General features: G+C 64.8%; 19 protein-coding genes. 14 read left to right on the top strand and 5 right to left on the bottom strand.

Features of this window, described 5'->3' with window-relative positions:
• Window positions 1-113 precede the first annotated feature (113 nt).
• From JG747_RS01045 to JG747_RS01060, 4 genes are all read right to left on the bottom strand, one after another.
• On the bottom strand, window positions 114-677 hold the full coding sequence (locus JG747_RS01045) for an ActR/PrrA/RegA family redox response regulator transcription factor (RefSeq protein ID WP_019862880.1): 564 nt from the start codon (window positions 675-677) through the stop codon (window positions 114-116).
• Between the two features lie 64 nt (window positions 678-741).
• Window positions 742-2073 (bottom strand): ActS/PrrB/RegB family redox-sensitive histidine kinase, encoded by a 1332-nt coding sequence (locus JG747_RS01050; RefSeq protein ID WP_038651796.1) that lies wholly within the window; start codon window positions 2071-2073, stop codon window positions 742-744.
• A gap of 26 nt (window positions 2074-2099) precedes the next feature.
• A complete protein-coding gene (hrpB, locus tag JG747_RS01055) occupies window positions 2100-4562 on the bottom strand; it encodes an ATP-dependent helicase HrpB (RefSeq protein WP_202360980.1) in 2463 nt (820 codons plus the stop codon).
• 47 nt (window positions 4563-4609) lie between these two features.
• Window positions 4610-5500 (bottom strand): DMT family transporter, encoded by an 891-nt coding sequence (locus JG747_RS01060; RefSeq protein WP_027047686.1) that lies wholly within the window; start codon window positions 5498-5500, stop codon window positions 4610-4612.
• Window positions 5501-5527: 27 nt separating this feature from the next.
• Here JG747_RS01060 and JG747_RS01065 point away from each other — a divergent pair, with 27 nt between their 5' ends.
• The 14 genes from JG747_RS01065 to dhaK all read left to right on the top strand — a co-directional run bounded on the left by JG747_RS01065 (window position 5528) and on the right by dhaK (window position 18289).
• Complete coding sequence (locus JG747_RS01065) at window positions 5528-6226, top strand: PIG-L deacetylase family protein (RefSeq protein ID WP_202360981.1); 699 nt, start codon at window positions 5528-5530, stop codon at window positions 6224-6226.
• Between the two features lie 232 nt (window positions 6227-6458).
• Window positions 6459-7790, top strand: a complete 1332-nt coding sequence (locus JG747_RS01070) for an ABC transporter substrate-binding protein (RefSeq protein ID WP_038651785.1) — start codon at window positions 6459-6461, stop codon at window positions 7788-7790.
• Between the two features lie 110 nt (window positions 7791-7900).
• Window positions 7901-8848 (top strand): carbohydrate ABC transporter permease, encoded by a 948-nt coding sequence (locus tag JG747_RS01075; protein ID WP_064984712.1) that lies wholly within the window; start codon window positions 7901-7903, stop codon window positions 8846-8848.
• On the top strand, window positions 8845-9795 hold the full coding sequence (locus tag JG747_RS01080; protein WP_019862873.1) for a carbohydrate ABC transporter permease: 951 nt from the start codon (window positions 8845-8847) through the stop codon (window positions 9793-9795). Before JG747_RS01075 ends, JG747_RS01080 begins: the two co-directional genes overlap by 4 nt.
• The gene (locus tag JG747_RS01085; RefSeq protein ID WP_441937699.1) at window positions 9792-9998 is read left to right on the top strand and encodes a hypothetical protein; all 207 of its coding nucleotides are present in this window, start codon (window positions 9792-9794) and stop codon (window positions 9996-9998) included. Before JG747_RS01080 ends, JG747_RS01085 begins: the two co-directional genes overlap by 4 nt.
• 2 nt (window positions 9999-10000) lie before the next feature.
• Window positions 10001-11113, top strand: coding sequence for an ABC transporter ATP-binding protein (locus tag JG747_RS01090; RefSeq protein WP_202360983.1), 1113 nt, complete (start codon window positions 10001-10003; stop codon window positions 11111-11113).
• The gene (locus tag JG747_RS01095) at window positions 11106-12119 is read left to right on the top strand and encodes an ABC transporter ATP-binding protein (RefSeq protein ID WP_202360984.1); all 1014 of its coding nucleotides are present in this window, start codon (window positions 11106-11108) and stop codon (window positions 12117-12119) included. Before JG747_RS01090 ends, JG747_RS01095 begins: the two co-directional genes overlap by 8 nt.
• Window positions 12120-12189: 70 nt before the next feature.
• Window positions 12190-13833: a dihydroxyacetone kinase subunit DhaK gene (locus JG747_RS01100; protein ID WP_202360985.1), complete on the top strand. Its 1644-nt coding sequence runs from the start codon at window positions 12190-12192 to the stop codon at window positions 13831-13833.
• Between the two features lie 72 nt (window positions 13834-13905).
• Window positions 13906-14508, top strand: coding sequence for a dihydroxyacetone kinase subunit DhaL (dhaL, locus tag JG747_RS01105; protein WP_019862867.1), 603 nt, complete (start codon window positions 13906-13908; stop codon window positions 14506-14508).
• Window positions 14505-14894, top strand: coding sequence for a dihydroxyacetone kinase phosphoryl donor subunit DhaM (gene dhaM / locus JG747_RS01110; protein ID WP_202360986.1), 390 nt, complete (start codon window positions 14505-14507; stop codon window positions 14892-14894). Before dhaL ends, dhaM begins: the two co-directional genes overlap by 4 nt.
• A 20-nt stretch (window positions 14895-14914) precedes the next feature.
• The gene (locus JG747_RS01115) at window positions 14915-15217 is read left to right on the top strand and encodes an HPr family phosphocarrier protein (RefSeq protein WP_019862865.1); all 303 of its coding nucleotides are present in this window, start codon (window positions 14915-14917) and stop codon (window positions 15215-15217) included.
• Window positions 15218-15258: 41 nt separating this feature from the next.
• Window positions 15259-16833 (top strand): phosphoenolpyruvate--protein phosphotransferase, encoded by a 1575-nt coding sequence (gene ptsP, locus JG747_RS01120; RefSeq protein ID WP_202360987.1) that lies wholly within the window; start codon window positions 15259-15261, stop codon window positions 16831-16833.
• Between the two features lie 11 nt (window positions 16834-16844).
• Window positions 16845-17270, top strand: a complete 426-nt coding sequence (locus tag JG747_RS01125) for a hypothetical protein (RefSeq protein ID WP_202360988.1) — start codon at window positions 16845-16847, stop codon at window positions 17268-17270.
• Between the two features lie 32 nt (window positions 17271-17302).
• Window positions 17303-18289, top strand: a complete 987-nt coding sequence (gene dhaK / locus JG747_RS01130; protein ID WP_202360989.1) for a dihydroxyacetone kinase subunit DhaK — start codon at window positions 17303-17305, stop codon at window positions 18287-18289.
• Window positions 18290-18768: 479 nt separating this feature from the next.
• Here dhaK and JG747_RS01135 read toward each other — a convergent pair whose 3' ends face one another.
• A complete protein-coding gene (locus JG747_RS01135; RefSeq protein WP_038651769.1) occupies window positions 18769-18999 on the bottom strand; it encodes a hypothetical protein in 231 nt (76 codons plus the stop codon).
• Window positions 19000-19133: the final 134 nt, after the last annotated feature.

Consider the following 19133-nt stretch of genomic DNA (forward strand, 5'->3'; position numbering starts at 1 on the left):
GTCATATGGTGGTGGTTTCGAGAACCGGAGCGGAGCGGACGTTCGGGTCCGTGAGCACCGGAAGCGCAGAAAACGCCATCAGATGGCCGCCAGAGTAGAATTTCCAAACAGTCTCATCGCGGGGCGCGCTTGGCCAGTATCCGCTGAAGCGTGCGGCGGTGCATGTTGAGCCGGCGCGCTGTTTCGGAAACGTTGCGCTCGCACATTTCGTAGACGCGCTGGATATGCTCCCAACGCACGCGGTCGGCCGACATCGGGTTTTCCGGCGGTGCGGCGCGCTCGCCGGAGGTGCGGGTGAGGGCGGCGAAGATGTCGTCGGCATCGGCAGGCTTCGACAGATAATCGACGGCGCCGAGCTTCACCGCCGTCACCGCGGTGGCGATGTTGCCGTAGCCGGTCAGGATGATGGTGCGGGAATCCTCGCGCTTCTCGCGGATGGCGGCGACGACATCGAGGCCGTTGCCGTCGCCGAGCCGCATGTCGACCACAGCGTAGGCCGGCGGATTGGCGCGGGCCTTGCCCACCGCCTCCTCGACGCTCTCGGCGGTCTCGACCATAAAACCCCTGGTTTCCATGGCGCGGGCGAGACGCGTGAGGAACGGCTTGTCGTCATCGACGATCAGAAGCGAGGTGTCCTCGCCTTCAACCATTGCGCCAATATTTTCATCGCCTGTCATCGTCGTAAGAATTCCTGCTGCCTTAATTTTACGCAGATATAGTTTTGCGCCGCTATTGTCCAATTTACGCAGTGTCAAACATGGTGGCCGGGGCCGTTTCCGGGTTCAGGAAGACCGATCTCGGCCACGAAATCTGCACCACGGCGCCCTCGCCCAGGCCGCTCGAATTGCGGAAATCGAGCGTGGCGCCCGAGCGTTCGAGCAGCGTCTTGGCGATGAACAGGCCGAGTCCCAGGCCTCCGCCGGCCTCGGTGCCTTGACGCGTCGACATATAGGGCTCGCCGATGCGGTCGATGATTTCAGGTGGGAAACCAGGCCCGTCATCGATGATCGAGAAGGTGACGGCCGCCTCGTCCCAGCTCCAGCGCACGGTGACGCTCTTGCGGGCGAAGTCGACGGCGTTCTCGACCAGATTGCCGAGGCCGTAGATGACGCCCGGATTGCGGCGCCCGACCGGCTCCGGCCCGCTGCGTTCGCCCGGACGAAGTTTGATCGAGATGCCGAAGTCGCGATGCGGTGCGGTGACCTCCTCGACCAGCGAGGTCAGCGGCAAGCGGGACAGATGCGCCTCGCCCTCGGACGACAGGCTGGTCAGGCGCTTGAGGATTTCGCGGCAGCGTTCGCTTTGCGAGCGCAGCAGCTTCACGTCCTCCCCGTATTTCGGGTCGCTGCCGAGCGCCTTTTCCATCTCCTTGGCGACGAGCGTGATGGTGGCGAGCGGCGTGCCGAGCTCATGCGCGGCCGCCGCCGCCAGGCCGTCGAGCGCCGAAAGGTGCTGTTCGCGCTGCAGCACCAGTTCGGTGGCGGCAAGCGCATTGGCCAAAAGCCGCGCTTCGGCGGCCACCCGGAAGGCATACATGGCGGTGAAGGCGATCGAGGACAGCACCGCCATCCACATGCCGGCGACATAGATGAAAGGCATGGCCAGCGGCGCGCCTTCATACCAGGGCAACGGCAGATGGAAGAACACCAGCAAGGTCGCCGCCAGCATCACCAACCCGCCGAGGATGGCGGTGAGGCGCAGGGGCAGCGACGTCGCCGAAATGACGACAGGCACGGTCATCAGCAGCGAGAACGGATTGGTCAGGCCGCCGGTCATATAGAGCAGGCCGGCAAGCTGCAGGCTGTCGAAGATCAGGATGCCGAAGGCGGCGAACGGCGTGAGCCTGTGCGCCGCCGGAAACCTGAAGGCCAGGAACAGGTTCATCCAGGCCGAACAGGCGATCAGCGCAAAACACAGGCTGACCGGGAGCGGAAATTTCAACCCATAGGCGACGACGAGCACCGCAACGCTCTGGCCGACAATGGCCAGCCAGCGCAGCCGGATCAGCGTGTTGAGGCGCAACCGCTGGCTCTGCTGGAAATCGGGCGCGTTCAGGATGTTGATCATGGCCATGGATTACAGCCGCTTGAGGGCAAGCGCTAGGTGCCGCGCGGTTTCGCGCGGGCGGTAGCCGCCGCCAGCAGCGGATTCTCCGGCCAGACATGTTTGGGATAGCGCCCGCGCATGTCGGCGCGCACGTCGGCCCAGGAGCCACGCCAGAAGCCGGGCAGGTCGCGCGTCGTCTGGATTGGCCGGTGCGCCGGCGACAAGAGTTCGAGCGTCAGCGGCACGGTGCCGTTGGCAATCGAGGGGTGGCGGTCCAGGCCGAACAGTTCCTGCACGCGCACCGCAAGCACAGGCCATTCGCCGTCATATCGGATCGGCACATGGCTGCCGGACGGGGCGTCGAAATGCGTCGGCGCCAGCGCATCGACCTTGCGCTGCAGCTCGTGCGGCACGAGCGAGGCGAGGCCAGCCGAGACGACACCGGGATCGATGGCGGCCAGGGAAGCCGCCCCAGACAGGAAGGGCAGCAGCCAGTCGTCGAGGCGCTCGATCAGCGCTTCGTCCGACATATCGGGCCAGGGGGACGCAAGGCCACGATGCAGCCAGGACAGCCGCTGGCGCAGCGTCTCGGCCTCCTTGCTCCAGCTCAGCAGTGACAGGCCGTGCTCGCGCAACGCATCTGTTATGGCGCGGTCGGCATCGGCGCCTGAAGGAGCCGGCAGCATGCGTTCGGCGAGCGTGATGGCGCCGAGGCGCACCGTCTCACGCACACGCACGGCGCGGCGCTCTCGGTCGAAGCTGGTTTGCCGACGCGTTTCAATCCGGTCGGCCAGCGTGGCGCGGATGTCGTCCTCGCTTATTGCCGCAGCGGCCGCGATGCGGGCGTTCTGCGCCTTGCCCTGCAGGTCGGCGACGACCAGAAACGGCTCGCCCGCCAGCGGGTCGGCGGCATCGAGCATGGCGCCAGAGCCATTGGCCAACACGAAACGGCCGCGCTCGCCGCGCGCCTTGGCGACGCGGTCCGGACAGGCGTTGATGAGAAGAGAACCGGCCGGTGCTGCTTCGCTGTTTTTCGTCCCACCCACCTGCCTGGCCAGCCTCTCCGCGAGTTGCCGCGCGGCGGTGGCGCGGGGCGATCTTTCCCCCCGAAAGCGCATCAGCCGCCGCTCCAGATCGGCGCCGTCGCCACCAAGGCCGCGTTCGGTGAGCAGCACCGCCAGCATGGCCGCCTCGCCCGCATGGCCGCTCCGCGCAGCTTCGGCGACCATATGTGCAAGCCGCACCGGCAGAGCGAGCTTGCGCATCGAAGCGCCCGCTTCCGTCAGGCGCCCCGCCTCGTCGATGGCATGGAGCGCGCGCAGCAGCACCCTTGCCTCGTTGAGCGCCGGCGCCGGCGGCGGATCGAGGAAAGCGAGGCCGGTCGGATCGGCCACACCGAAGGCGGCACAGTCGAGCAGCAGGCCTGAAAGGTCCGCTTCGAGGATTTCGGGCGGCGTGAAGGCGGGCAGTGCCGCCGTCTGTTCGGCGCGCCATAGCCGGATGGCGACGCCGGCTTGCGTGCGCCCGGCGCGGCCGGCGCGCTGGTCGGCGGATGCCTTGCTGACGCGCACCGTCTCCAGCCGCGTCAGGCCGCTTGCCGGCTCATAGCGCGGCAGCCGCGACAGGCCGGAATCGATGACGACGCGCACGCCGTCGATGGTGATGGAGGTCTCGGCAATCGACGTCGCCAGCACCACCTTGCGGCGGCCCGCCGGCGCCGGCTTGATCGCGGCGTCCTGCGCCTTGCCGTCGAGCTGGCCATAGAGCGGCACGATGTCGGTGTCGGCGCCGACCTTGCCGGCCAGCCGTTCGGCGGTGCGCTCGATCTCGCGCTGGCCGGGCAGGAAGGCGAGCACGCTGCCGCTCTCATCGGCAAGGGCGGCGCGGATCGCCTTGGCCATCGCATCCTCGATCGGGACGCCGGCCGGCCGTTCGTCGTAGCCTATGTCGACGGGGAAGGCGCGGCCCTCGCTTTCGATCACTGGCGCGCCCGACAGGAGCTTTGCCACGCGCGCGCCATCCAGTGTCGCCGACATCACCAGCAGCCTGAGATCCGGCCGCAACGCACCTTGCACGTCGAGCGCCAGCGCGAGGCCAAAATCGCCGTCGAGCGAACGCTCGTGGAATTCGTCGAAGATCACCGCCGAGACGCCGGGCAGTTCGGGATCGTCGAGGATCATGCGCGCCAGAACGCCCTCGGTGACGACCAATATGCGGGTCTTGGCCGAGCTGCGGTTTTCCATGCGCATGGCATAGCCGACGGTCGCGCCCGGCTCCTCGTCAAGCAATTGCGCCATGCGGCGGGCCGCGGCGCGGGCGGCGAGCCGGCGCGGTTCGAGCAGGATGATCTTGCCTGTGCCCATCCACGGCGCATCGAGCAGCGCCAGCGGCACCAGCGTCGTCTTGCCGGCGCCGGGCGGCGCCACCAGCACGGCGCTGTTGCCGGCACCGAGCGCTTCGCTGAGCGCCGGGAGCACGGCGGATACCGGAAGCTCCGGCAGGGATCTTGTCGTCATCGCGTCCGCATATCAGCGGTCACGGTCACCGTGCAACCGGCGCCGGTTCAAAGCCGGGTGCGCGCAAACGGGTTCCAGCGCACGGTGCCGAGCCGCACCTCCTCGCGCACCATGGTCAGCAGGCCGGAGCCGCCGACGATCGCGAGGCCGACCAGCGTCAGCCAGTCCGGGTATTCCTGGAAGAACAGCGCGCCAAGGATCACCGCCCAGACGATCTGCGAATAATGCGTCGGCGCGATCCGGTTGGCGGGGGCGTATTTGGCGGCGAGCAGCTGCATGAATTGCCCGCCCGCGGTGAAGGCGCCGGCCATCGCCAGCCAGACGAGTTGTACGGCATTCGGCAAGGCAAATGAGGTGGCGGCGGCGCCGGCCCCGTTGAACAGCAGGCCGTAGCCGACAAGTACACCGAGCATCGAGGTGCGCTTTTCCTGCTGCGCGAGCGAGCGCAGCAGGATGACGCTGGTCGCGGCGAGGAAGGCGTTCACGAAAGCGGCAAGGTGGCCGAGGTTCAATTCACGAAAACCCGGCCGCACCACCAGCATCACCCCGGCAAAGCCGGCGACCACGGCCAGCCATCGCCAGGGGCCGACCTTTTCCTTCAGGATGACGGTGGACAGGATGGTGACCAGCAAAGGCGCCAGGAAGATCAGCGCGTAGACTTCGGCAAGCGGAATGTGCGTGAAGGCATAGACGCTGAGCACGCCCGACGCGATGCCGGCCCAGGCGCGCGCCTGCACCGCCCATGGCCGCTTCATGCGCCAGAAATCCAGCCAGCGCTCGCCCGCCGGGCGGGTGAAGAACAGGAAAAAGCCGGCAAACAAAGTGACGAAGAAGCCGATCTCGAAGACGGTAAACTGTCCTCCCAGGCTCTTGATAACGGCATCGCTGCCCGAATAGCTTGCATAGGCGATCAGGGCGAGCAGGATTCCGTTCGGCACGTTTTTCCATTTCCGGGAGAGAGTAGCTTGAAAATATTGGCGCTCGGTGCGCATCCGGACGACATCGAGATCTTCATGTTCGGTACGCTGGCCGCCTATGCGGCGCAAGGCGCAGAATTGACTTTTGCCGTGGCCACGGATGGGGCCAAGGGCGGCAAGAGTGATCCCGCCGTTCTCGCCCGCGTCCGTCGCGAGGAAGCCACGGCGGCGGCAGCGCTGCTTGGTGCTGCGCCACGCTTTCTCGACTTTCCCGATGGCGAGCTGGTGGCCGATGCCGCGCTGATCGGCGTGCTGAAAACGCTGATCCGCGAGACCGGGCCGGAGCTGGTGATCACGCATGCGCCCAACGACTATCACGCCTACCACCGCGCGCTGTCGGACGGCGTGCGCATAGCGGCTTCCTTCGCGGTTCCTGTGCTGCATGCCGACACGATGGGCGGTACCGGATTTGCGCCGACGCACTATGTCGATATATCGGCCTACCGGGATATCAAGTCACAGGGGATCCGCATGCACCGGTCACAGCGGCCGGAGCAATATGTCGAGAGGGCGCGCATCCAGAATGAATTTCGCGCCGGCCAATGCAACGCTGTCCCCGGTTCCCTGGCCGAAGCTTTTCGCTTCGAGCCTACATTTCCCTTCGCCGACATACGCGCCTTACTGCCGCCCGCGCCGCCGGTTCGGCCGGTGACGCCACAGACGAACCTCATCGGCGAGGCCGGCTGAGCGGCTGCCAGAGAAACATCCGGCGATCATTTCCCAACGATTTCAATCATCCGTTTCGTCATGTTGCGACGCAGCAACGAATTCGCTTGCGTTGTTTAGTAAAAATTGCATCACTAAACAAATTACTAAACATCTGCCGCGCTCCGGCGCCGCCATGTTTAGGCCTCTGAGGAGAGAGGTTGAGGGCTCTTGAAACCGTCATCCGGGCGCGTTTCGTAAATGGGAGGAAGGCATGAAATCGAGCTTGAAACTGGCGTTGGGACTGGCCTCGGCGATTGCAGCGTCGACAGCCGTCTCGAACGCCGCACACGCTGAAGACCTGACGCTCTGCTGGGCCGCCTGGGACCCGGCCAACGCACTTGTCGAATTGTCCAAGGACTTTACCAAGGAAACCGGCATCGGCATGAAATTCGAGTTCGTGCCGTGGACCAACTATGCCGACCGCTTCCTCAACGAACTGAACTCGCACGGCAAACTGTGCGACCTGATCATCGGCGACAGCCAGTGGATCGGCGGCGCGGCCGAGAACGGCCACTACGTCAAGCTGAACGACTTCTTCGACAAGGAGAAGATCAGCATGGACGACTTCGTGCCGGCGACCGTCGTCGGTTACTCGGAATGGCCGAAGAACACGCCGAACTACTGGGCGCTGCCGGCCATGGGCGACGTCGTCGGCTGGACCTATCGCAAGGACTGGTTCTCCAAGCCGGAGCTGCAGAAGGAATTCAAGGAAAAGTATGGCTGGGATCTCGGCCCGCCGGCAACCTTCGACCAGTTGAAGCAGATCGCCGAATTCTTCCAGAAGCGGCAGATCGACGGCAAGACCGTCTATGGCGCCTCGATCTACACCGAGCGTGGCTCGGAAGGCATCACCATGGGCGCCATGGACGTGCTCTACAGCTACGGCTTCCAGTATGAGAACCCGAAGAAGCCCTACGAGATGGAAGGCTTCGTCAATTCAGCCGACTCGGTCAAGGGACTGGAATTCTACAAGGCTCTCTATGATTGCTGCACCCCTCCGGGCGCATCGAACAGCTACATGGGCGAAGGCGTCGATGCCTTCAAATCCGGTCAGGTGGCGATGCACATGAACTTCGCCTTCACCTGGCCCGGCCTGCAGAAGGACGAGAATGTCGGTGGCGACAAGATCGGCTACTTCGTCAATCCCAAGGGTCCTGGCGGCGCCCAGTTCGCGCAGCTCGGCGGCCAGGGCATTTCGGTGGTTTCCTACTCCGACAAGCAGGAATCGGCGCTGAAATACATCAAGTGGTTCGCCAACAAGGACGTGCAGGCCAAGTGGTGGTCGCTCGGCGGCTATTCCTGCCTGAACTCCGTGGTCAAGGACCCGAAGTTCCCGTCCAGCCAGCCCTACGCCCAGGCCTTCCTCGACTCGATGGCGATCGTGAAGGACTTCTGGGCCGAGCCGAGCTACGCACCGCTGTTGCAGGCCTCGCAGAAGCGCTTCCATGACTATGTCGTGGCCGGCCAGGGCTCAGCCAAGGACGCGCTCGACGGTCTGGTCAAGGACTGGACCCAGGTGTTCCAGGACGATGGCAAGATGTAACCGGCTCCTCCCGAGCTAGGCCCAGGCGTCCCGTGCCACCCTTGGCACGGGACGCAGTTCAGATAAATTCCATCACAGAGACGACCCAAGTGACCGAAGCAGGACTGACCATGCTCAATCGGACCGTGGAGAACGTTGCCCGGGCGACCCCGGAACCGTTGGCCCGCAAGGTCCGGGGCATCAGCGACAAGGGCCTCGCCTGGCTGTTCATCTCGCCGACGATCCTGTTGCTGCTCGCCATCAACATCTTCCCGCTGTTCTGGGCGATCTATCTGTCCTTCACCAACTACCGGGCCAACCGGCCGAACGAAGTGGTGAAGAATCTCGGCTTTGCCAACTACCAGCGCATCCTCGGCGACCAGGACATCTGGATCGCCATGCAGACGACGGCGCATTTCGTGTTCTGGACCATCCTGTTGCAAACGCTGATCGGCTTCACGCTGGCCTGGCTGATCGACCGGAAATTCCGCGGCCACGCCTTCTGGACGACGCTGATCCTGGTGCCGATGATGCTGTCGCCGGCGGTGGTCGGCAATTTCTGGCGCTTCCTCTACGAGCCGCAGATCGGCCTGTTCTCCTATGTGATCTCGTTCGTCAGCGGCATTCCACCGACAAGCATCCAGATGCTCTCCAACGTGTCGCTGGCGCCATGGTCGATCATCATCGTCGATACCTGGATGTGGACGCCCTACGTCATGCTGATCTGCCTCGCCGGACTGCGCTCCATCCCCGAATATATCTATGAGGCGGCCGAGGTCGACCGCGCTTCCAACTGGCGGCAATTCTGGTCGATCACGCTGCCGATGGCGCTGCCCTTCATCATGCTGGCGGTGCTGTTTCGCGGCATCGAGAACTTCAAGATGTTCGACATGGTCAATCTCTTGACCGGCGGCGGGCCCGGCTCGACCACCGAGGTCGCCTCGATCACACTGAAGCGGCAGGCTTTCGAGAGCTGGCGCACCGGCTATTCCTCGGCCTTCGCCATCATCCTGTTCGTGGCGGTGTTCGGTCTTGCCAACATCTACGTCAAGGCGCTCAACAAGGTGAAGCAGAGATGAGCCTGACCACTGCCCATTCGGTCGTCGCACCGTCAGCGAATTCGAAGCGCGTCGCCGGCGCGATCATCATCGCCTACGCGCTGATCTCGATCGTGCCGCTCCTGTGGATCTTCGCCACCAGCTTCAAGACGCCGCCGGATTCGATCGCATATCCGCCGAAAATCGTGTTCCAGCCGAGCATCGAGGGCTATTGCAACCTGTTCACGACGCGGACGCGGCAGACGCCGGAATACATCAACTCGCTGGGTCCGGCGACCGGCTTCTGCGACGAGACCGTGCGCAAGCGCAACATGGTGATCGCCGGCCCGTCCAACTTCCTGCCGCGCTTCCTCAACTCGCTGATCATCGCTTTCGGCTCGACGTTCTGCGCCGTCTTTCTCGGCACGCTGTCGGCCTATGGTTTCTCGCGCTTCAAGGTGCCGCTCGCCGACGACCTCCTGTTCTTCATCCTGTCGACGCGCTTCATGCCGCCTATCGCGGTCGCCATTCCGATCTACCTGATGTACCGCGAGCTTGGCCTGTCGGACACCGCGCTCGGCATGATCCTGCTCTACACGGCGGTCAACGTGTCGCTGGCGGTGTGGCTCTTGAAAGGCTTCATTGACGAGATCCCGCGCGAATATGAAGAAGCGGCGATGATCGACGGCTATACGCGGCTGCAGGCATTCTGGCGCACCGTGCTGCCGCAAGCGACCACCGGCATCGCCGCGACCGCGATCTTCTGCCTGATCTTCGCCTGGAACGAATATGCCTTCGCGGCCCTTTTGACCTCGGGCACGGCGCAGACCGCGCCGCCCTTCATCCCGACCATCATCGGCGAAGGCGGCCAGGACTGGCCGGCTGTCGCCGCCGGCACGACAATCTTCCTGGTGCCGATCCTGGTTTTCACCATCTTGCTTCGCAAGCAATTGCTGCGCGGCATCACCTTCGGTGCGGTGCGCAAATGAGCATGACCAATCCCCTCAAACGCAAGTCGCGCTGGCCGATCTGGGCGCGGCGCGGCCTGATGGAAAACATCGCCACAGTGCTGATCGCCATCGGCTTCCTGATGCTGTTCCAGCCTTTCGCGCTGTCGCTCTACACCTATTCCTTCATCACCATGCTCGCCGGCACCGTGATGTTCATCATCGTCTCGAAGTTCCCGGAATAATCATGGCCGAGATCCGTGTTCAGCACCTGAGAAAGGCCTTCGGCGATTTCGTCGCCGTGCAGGATTCCAACTTCGTCGTCGAGGATGGCGAGTTCTTCGTCATGCTCGGCCCGTCGGGCTGCGGCAAGACGACGACACTGCGCATGATCGCCGGGCTCGAACTGCCCACCGGCGGCCAGATCCTGCTCGGCGGCGAGGACGTCACCATGCTGCGGGCGCGAGAGCGCGACATCGCCTTCGTCTTCCAGCTGTTCGCGCTCTATCCGCACATGAATGTGCGCAGGAACATCGGCTTTCCGCTCTTGGCGCAAGGCATGCCGTCGGCCGAAATCCGCGCACGTGTCGAGGAGACGGCAAAGCTCCTGCGCATCGACCATCTGCTCAACAAATCCGTCTCCGGCCTCGCCGGCGGCGACCGCCAGCGCGTGGCACTCGGCCGCGCCATCGTGCGGCGGCCGAAATGCTTCCTGATGGACGAGCCGCTCGGCACGCTGGACACCGAGTTCCGCGACCTCATGGTCCACGAGCTGCGCGAGCTGCACAACCGCATCCACGCCACCACAGTCTATGTCACCCACGACCAGATGGAGGCGATGTCGATGGCCGACAAGATCGCTGTGATGAACCACGGCGTCATCGAACAGTTCGGCACGCCGCGCGAAATCTACGACCGCCCGGCGACCATGTTCGTCGCCGACTTCATCGGCTCGCCGCCGATGAATTTTCTGGGCTTCGGCGGCGGGCTTACCAAGGGCGCCAAGGAGATCGTCGTCCAGGGCGCGAAGGTCGCGGTGCCAGAGGTGCGCGAGGATATCGCGCCGGCCGACATGGCGCTCGGCATCCGCCCGGAACACATTCGTTTCGACGATGCCTCGAAGCTGCGCGGCGCCATCTACGGCACCGAATATCTCGGCACCACGCAGATCGTCGCGGTGGAAACGGCCGACGGCATCATCAAGGCGCGGGTTCCGGCCGAGATCCGGCTCAACGCCGGCGATCATGTCGGCCTGGCGCTGAACAGCGCACGGCTGTCGCTGTTCGACAAGGGATCGGGCCGCGCGGTGAGAACCGCGGTCCACGACACCGCCTCTCAGGGGAGAGCGCAGCATGGCTGACGTGCATATCAAGAATGTGACCAAGAGCTTTGGCGAGCATGTCGCCGTCAACGGTCTCGACCTGCACATAGCAGACGGCGAATTCGTCGTGCTGCTCGGGCCGACCGGGGCCGGCAAGACGACGACGCTGCGACTGATCGCCGGGCTGGAACAGCCGGATGCCGGCATCATCGAAATCGGCGGCCATAATGCGACGACGCTGTCGCCGGCCGAGCGCGACACGGCCTTCGTGTTCCAGCAGTACTCGCTCTATCCGCATCTGTCGGTCTACGACAATCTCGCCTTCCCGCTGCGCTCGCCGGCGAGGAAGATCCCGGAGGACCAGATCCGCCGGCGGATCGAGGAGGTGGCGAAGATGGTGCGCATCCACCACAAGCTCGCCAACCGCTCGACCAAGCTTTCGGGCGGCGAAATGCAGCGCGTCGCTATCGGCCGCGCTTTGGTGCGCAAGCCCGCCATCTATCTGATGGACGAGCCGCTGTCGTCGCTCGACGCCAAGCTGCGCGCGGATCTGCGGCTGGAGCTGAAGCGCATCCAGTCCGAACTCGGCGCCACCATGCTCTATGTCACGCACGACCAGATCGAGGCGATGACCATGGCCGACCGCATCGGCATCCTCGCCGATGGCGTGCTGGTGCAGATCGGCTCGCCGCGAACCATCTATTCGGAGCCGGCAAACCTGCATGTCGCGGCAAGGCTCGGCCAGCCGGCGATCAATCTTCTGCCAACCGGCCTGCTGCCCGATGGCAGCGCGCCGGTGGGCACCAGGACGATCGGCGCGCGCACCGAACATCTGACGATCGAAAAGGCCAGGAATGGTCATGCCGACGGCGTCGTCGACTGGGTCGAGCATCTCGGCGACCAGAACCACCTGCATGTGACCGTGGGGCCGAAGAAACTGGTGACGCTGACCGACCCCGACACCGATCTGGCGCAAGGCGACAAAGTGGTGATCCGCTACCGCTCGCCGCTCTATTTCGGCGCCGATGGACAAAGATTGATGTGAACGGCTTTCGGTGTTCCCAGCCGGGGCAACGCAGCTTCTGATTGACGATCGCGAATACGGGACGAATTCGATGAAGCACTTTTTCAACCGCAGGGAAACGATCGTCACCGAGGCGCTGGACGGCCTGTTGCGCACCAGCGGCTCGGACGACCTCGCGCGCCTCGACGGCTATCCCGAGATCAAGGTCGTGCTGCGCGCCGACTGGGACAAGTCGAAGGTCAGCGTCGTCTCCGGCGGCGGCGCCGGGCATGAGCCTTCGCATGCCGGCTTTGTCGGCAAGGGCATGCTGACGGCGGCGGTCTCCGGCGAGATATTCGCCTCGCCGAGTGTCGAAGCGGTACTGGCGGCCATCCGCGCGGTCACCGGGCCGGCCGGCTGCCTGCTGATCGTCAAGAACTACACCGGCGACCGGCTCAATTTCGGCCTGGCCGCCGAGAAGGCGCGCGCCGAGGGCTTTCGCGTCGAGATGGTGATCGTTGCCGACGACATCGCTTTGCCTGACATCAACCAGCCGCGTGGCGTCGCCGGCACATTGTTCGTGCACAAGATTTCGGGCCATTTGTCGGAGGCCGGCCATCATCTTGCCGACATCGCGGCAGCGGCGCGGGCGGCAGCAAAGGATATCGTTTCGCTCGGCATGTCGCTGTCGTCCTGCTCGATCCCCGGGCAGCCGCATGAAGACAGGTTTGGCGCGGACGACGGCGAACTTGGCCTGGGCATTCATGGCGAGCCGGGCGTCGAGCGGATTGCCTTGCAAAGCGTCGACAGGCTGGTCGCGATCATGGCGGAGCGCCTCGCGGCAGGGCTCGACCCGAAGGCAAGCCATGCCTTGCTGATCAACAATCTCGGCGCGGTGCCGCCGCTCGAGATGTCGCTGGTTGCCAATGCGGTTCTGGCCTCGCCGCTGGCCAAGACCCTCAAGCTGGCGATCGGCCCCGGCCCGCTGATGACGGCGCTCAACATGAACGGCTTCTCGCTGTCGCTGATCCGGCTCGATGCGGCGCGCGAGGCCGCCCTGCTGGCGCCGGTCGGCCCGCATGCCTGGATGCCGGCCAAGCCAGTCGCGGCGCCAGTCATCGTGCCGATGGCGAAAGCAGCCGGGCAAAGTGCGGTACACAAGGCCAGCCAGGATGCCGGTGCCAGGCGCCTGATCGTGACCGTCTGCGAAAAACTGATTTCACTTGAAGCGTCATTGAACGGGCTCGACGCCAGGGCGGGCGACGGCGACACCGGCTCGACGGTGGCGACCGGCGCGCGCAGCATTCTCGAGCGGCTCGACATGCTGCCTCTGGCGAACCCGGCGGCGACGCTCGGCGCGATTGGCGACATATTGAGCGCGTCGATGGGCGGCTCGAGCGGCGTGCTGCTGTCGATCTTCTTCACGGCGGCGGCACAGGCCCTCGGCGGCGGCGGCAGCTTGTCCAAGGCACTGCTTGCCGGCCTCGAGCGGATGACTTTCTACGGCGGCGCCAAACCGGGTGATCGCACCATGGTCGATGCGCTGGAGCCCGCGCTGAAAGCGCTCGACGCCAACGGGCTGGAAGAGGCGGCGGCCGCCGCCCGGCGCGGCGCCGAGGAGACGGCCGTCATGGAGAAGGCGAAGGCTGGACGGTCCGCCTATGTCGGCACCAAATTGCAAGGTGTGGTCGACCCCGGCGCCCATGCGGTGGCCGAGGTGTTTTCGGCCGCCGCCGCGCTGCTCGTCACGGCCTGACGCATGCAGCAGTTGTCGAATGACCGTTCTTTCGTTACTGCCGGCACAGTGGAAACCGGGATTTTGGGCGACATGGCGGCATTGAACCTTGCCAGGCTGATCGCGGTGGCCGCCGAGACGATTGCCGCTCACGCCGAGGAATTGACGGCGCTCGACCAGGCGATCGGCGACGGCGACCATGGGCTGAACATGAAGCGCGGCTTCGAGGCCGTGCGGGCCGAGGCTGATGCGTTCGCTGCCAAACCCTTGCCCGACGCGCTGAAGGCGATCGGCACCAAGCTGGTGATGACGGTGGGCGGCGCTTCGGGTCCCTTGTTCGGTACGCTGTTCATGGCGCTGGGCAAGGAGATTGCGGCGGATCCCGATCGCAACAATCTGGCCGCCGCCTTCGGCAAGGCGGTCGACGCGGTGGCCGCGCGCGGCAAGTCGCAGATCGGACAAAAAACCATGCTCGATGTGCTACAGCCGGTGCATGATGCCTTGGCCGGGGGAAAGACGGCGGCGGAAATCGCCGACATCGCCGACGCCGCCGCCGAAGCGACGGTGCCGATGAAGGCGCTGCGCGGCCGCGCCTCGTTCCTCGGCGAGCGCTCGATCGGCCATATGGATGCCGGCGCGCGCTCGACCGCGCTGTTGGTGCGCTCGGTGGGGCAAGCGATCGGGGAAAGCGCATGAGCAATGTCGGGATCGTGATCGTGTCGCATTCGCCGCTGGTCGCGGAGGGCACGGCCGACATGGTACGCCAGATGGCGGGCGAAGAAGTGCCGCTTGCATGGTGCGGCGGAAACGGCCATGGCGGGCTTGGCACCAACGTCGAGGCGATCATGGGCGCCATCGACAAGGCCTGGTCGGAAGCCGGTGTCGCCATCCTCGTCGATCTCGGCGGCGCCGAGACCAACTCGGAAATGGCGGTGGAGATGATCGGCGAGCCGCGTGCGCAGAAGATCATCGTGTGCAACGCGCCGATCGTGGAGGGCGCGGTGATGGCCGCGACCGAATCCTCCGGCGGCGCCTCGCTGAAGGAAGTGGTGGCGACGGCGCATGAATTGTCGCCGTCGTGAATGAACGGGATTTCTGAAAAATGTCCGCAGCCGCCGAAGCGACCGTCCTGATCACCCACGATGTGGGGCTGCACGCGCGTCCGTCGGTGAAGTTCACCAAACTGGCCAAGACGTTTGCCGCCGACGTGGAAATCGCGCTTGCCGCCAACGGGCCGTGGTTCGATGCCAAGAGCATCGTCAAGGTGATGGCCGCCAAGGCGCCGAAGGGCACGGTGCTGCACATCAGGGCCAGCGGCAGCGGCGCCGATGATGCGGTGCGCGCGCTGATCGACCTAGTGCAGCGCGATTTCGACGAGGACGCCGGTCATGTCCGCTCGGCGTGAGGCTGGGGCGCTTCTTCGCCAGCCCGCAGGGAATGCGGGCCATGCGGATTGAGGGCGTTCCGGCCTCGGCCGGCTATGCCGAGGGGCCGCTGTTCGACCTGGACCGGCCGCCCGCCGTCTACGCAGGCAAAGCCACCGCTACGGAAGAGAAGACGTCGCTGGAAGCCGCGATCGGCACGGCAGTGAGCCGGCTTGCCGCCATGGCGGAGGCCGCCGACAGCGACGCCGCCGGCATACTCGAATTCCACATTGCCATGCTGGAAGACGACGCCTTGAGCGGCCCGGCCTTCGCATCGATCGCTTCCGGACAGACCGCCGACGTGGCATGGCGAGAGGCGCTTGATGCCGAGATCGGCGGTTACGAGGCCTCCGACCAGGACTATTTCCGTGCCCGCGCCACGGATTTGCGCGATATCAGGGACCAGGTGCTGCGGGCCCTGACCGAGGACGGCGACAGCACAGCGCCTACCGGTGCCATCCTCTGCGGCGAGGACATCGCGCCGACGCGCTTTCTCGAAACCGACTGGAGCCATGGCGGCGGCATCGCGCTGAAGGCGGGCAGCACGGCCAGCCATGTCGCCATGCTGGCGCGCTCGCGTGGCGTGCCGATGGTCGTGGGGCTGCGCGAAACACTTGCCAGTCTCGCCGGCACGGCACTGCTCGACGCCGAGCATGGCAGCATCGTGCTGGCGCCCTCGCCGGCTGAGATCGGCGCGTTCCGGCAGTCGTCCGCTTCCTTCGTCGCCCGCCAGGGCGTGGTCCGGCGTTTTCTGGCGCGGCCGGCGGTGACCAAGACCGGCACAGCGGTGCGCGTGCAGGTCAACATCGCCGATCCGTCCGATGTCGACGGCATCGACATCGCGACCTGCGACGGTGTCGGGCTGATGCGAACAGAGTTCCTGTTCGGCAAGAATTTGCCGGATGAGGAGACGCAATACCGCGCCTATCGCAAGGTGCTGGAATGGGCAGGCGAAAAACCGGTGACGATCCGCACCGTCGACGCCGGCGGCGACAAGCCGGTGCCGGGCTTCACCGTCGAGGAAGGCAATCCGTTCCTTGGCTTGCGCGGCATCAGGCTGTCGCTGGCACGGCTCGACATTTTTCGCGTACAGATCAGGGCATTGCTGCGCGCCGCGCCGCACGGCAATCTCAGGGTGATGTTTCCGATGATCGCCATGGCCGATGAATATGAACGCGCAGCCGCTCTGTTCGGCGAAGAGCAGGCAGTCCTTGCCGCGCGTGGCGTCACCCAAAAGATGCCGCCGCTGGGCATCATGGTCGAGGTGCCGTCGGTGGCCATCGCGCCGGAGGCGTTCGCCGGCGTCGCCTTCTTCTCGATCGGCTCCAACGATTTGACGCAATATGTGATGGCTGCCGCGCGGGATAACGCTGCTGTGGCCCATCTCAATTCGGTCCGTCATCCCGCTGTGCTGCGGTTGATCGGCTCAGTCACGGCCTTCGGACGGGAAAACGGCATTCCCGTCAGCCTGTGCGGCGATGCCGGCGGCGATCCGGCCGCGATCCCGTCGCTGCTCGAAGCCGGTCTGCGCGATCTGTCCGTCGCGCCGGCGCAACTCGCCATGGCCAAGGCGGCCATCGCGGATGTATCGGTCTAGTCGCGGCCGGCATGGTTGACATCAAACCCGAACCCGGTTCCGAAGAGGCGATCCGCGCCTACAAGACGATCCTGTCGCAGGTCATAGACCAGCGCCCGTCCGGCACGCGCCAGCGCCTTGCCGACGCGCTCGGCAAGCACCGCAGCTTCGTGACGCAGATTTCAAGCCCGGCCTATACAGTGCCCATTCCATCCAAGCATTTGCCGGCTATTTTCTCCGTCTGCCATTTCAGTCCGGCCGAGCGGGATCAGTTTCTCGCCGCCTACCATCAGGCGCATCCGGGAAAAATGTCGATCGCCGCGGGCATGCGCAAGACGCGGCATGTGTCGCTTGTCGTGCCGGATTTCGGCGACGACAAGCAGAATGCGGCGCTCGACCGGGCGATCAACGAATTCATCCAGAAGATTACCAGCATCGCCGGCAAGGGTGGCAGCTAACCGTTTCTTGCCGGGCTGTTTGGGAGGACGCCATGAAGAAATTTATGAACGCGGTGGACACGGTTTTGACCGAGAGCCTCGACGGTTTCGTGGCCGCCCACACCGATATCCTCGTGCTTGGCGAGGAGCACAAGTTCGTCCGCCGCAGGACGTTGCGGCCGGGCAAGGTGGCGCTGATCTCCGGCGGCGGCTCGGGCCACGAGCCGCTGCATGGCGGCTTTGTCGGCCATGGCATGCTGGACGCCGCCTGCCCCGGCCAGGTGTTCACCTCGCCGACGCCGGACCAGATGCTGGCAGCGGCGCAGGCCGTCGACAGCGGCGCCGGCTGCCTGTTCATCGTCAAGAACTACGAGGGCGACGTGATGAATTTCGACATGGCGGCTGAAATGTCTGATGGCGTCCTGCAGGTGGTGACCAATGACGATGTCGCCGTCGAGAATTCGTCCTACACGACCGGCAGGCGCGGCGTCGCCGGCACGCTGGTGGTGGAAAAGATCGTCGGCGCGGCTGCCGAGCATGGCCTGGCACTGCCGGTGCTGAAGACGCTGGGCGAGCGCGTCAATGCCGCGACCCGCTCGATGGGCGTGGCGCTGACCAGCGGCACCGTGCCGGCGGCGGGCAAGCCGACCTTCGACATCGGCGACGGCGAGATGGAATTCGGCGTCGGCATCCATGGCGAGCCCGGCCGCCGGCGCGACACCTTGAAGAGCGCCGACGCGATCGCCGAGGAGATCTGTACCGCGATCCTGGGCGATCTCGGCGACAAAGCGAAAGGACCGGCGCTGCTGTTCGTCAACGGCTTCGGCGGCACGCCGCTGATGGAGCTCTATTTGATGTACAACAGCGCGCGCAAAATTTTCGAGAAGCGCGGCGTGACGATAATCCGTTCGCTGGTCGGCAGCTACGTCACCTCGCTCGACATGGCCGGCTGCTCGATCACGCTCACCATGCTCGATGACGAGATGACCGGCTGGTGGGACGCGCCTGTCCACACGGCGGCGCTGCGTTGGGGCATGTAGAAATTCGAATGCGCGGCGATTCTCCCGGGAAAGAGCCATAGCGCTTCCGTTGGGAATGGCGATCTATACGCCATCACCTGCCCTCAGCGGGAATCACCCCAGAAATAGTCGTCACCACGAAGCCTGCGTCGACTCGCCGGACCGTTGCTTTTCTTCCCCTAAGTAAGGTAAGGACTCCCCGGGGTTTTGGGGAGATAGCGTATGCGTTACAACTGGGAGCGGGCTCCGACGACTTTCGAACGTCATCGGAAAGCGCTGGCGGCAGCCATTTTGATCTTCGGCGGCGTAGGCCTCATGCTTGTGGCCCTGCCGATCTAGTGCGGCCGGCATTTCGTCCCCTGAATACCGTTTGTTAGAGCAATTCCAGGAAAAGTGGGAACCGGTTTTCCGTACGGAATTGCGTAAAAAAACAAAGAGTTAGAAAGTGTCGCCGTTTCCGTGAAACGGTGAACCTCTCTAGACGGCTATCGGCCGGCTTCTCAACGAGGCTGCCCGGTCACGGCGATGAAGCGGTGGTCGCGCCCTTCGAAGCCCTGGCTGAAGCGTTGCAGCAGCACGACGATCACCGCCGGTTTGCCGGAAGGCGAAAAGCCGATGATGCGCCTAGCCGCGGCATCTCCGGCCAGGGCGGTTGCGGTGGAGATCGCGAGCACCGCGCCGATCGTCAGCGCAAACACCGGTTTTGCCACGATCGATGCTGGATGGCGCATCGCTCAGATCCCTCTCCCGAGAAGACTTCACTTCACGATACGGCGCGCAAGGGGCCAAGCCGGGATCGGTTCATACGAAAATCAGGGAAGACAGCGCCGGAAAACAGCATAGGCTGTTGGCAAAGACGGCAAAT

The organism is Mesorhizobium sp. 131-3-5 (assembly GCF_016756575.1).
Taxonomy (GTDB): domain Bacteria; phylum Pseudomonadota; class Alphaproteobacteria; order Rhizobiales; family Rhizobiaceae; genus Mesorhizobium; species Mesorhizobium jarvisii.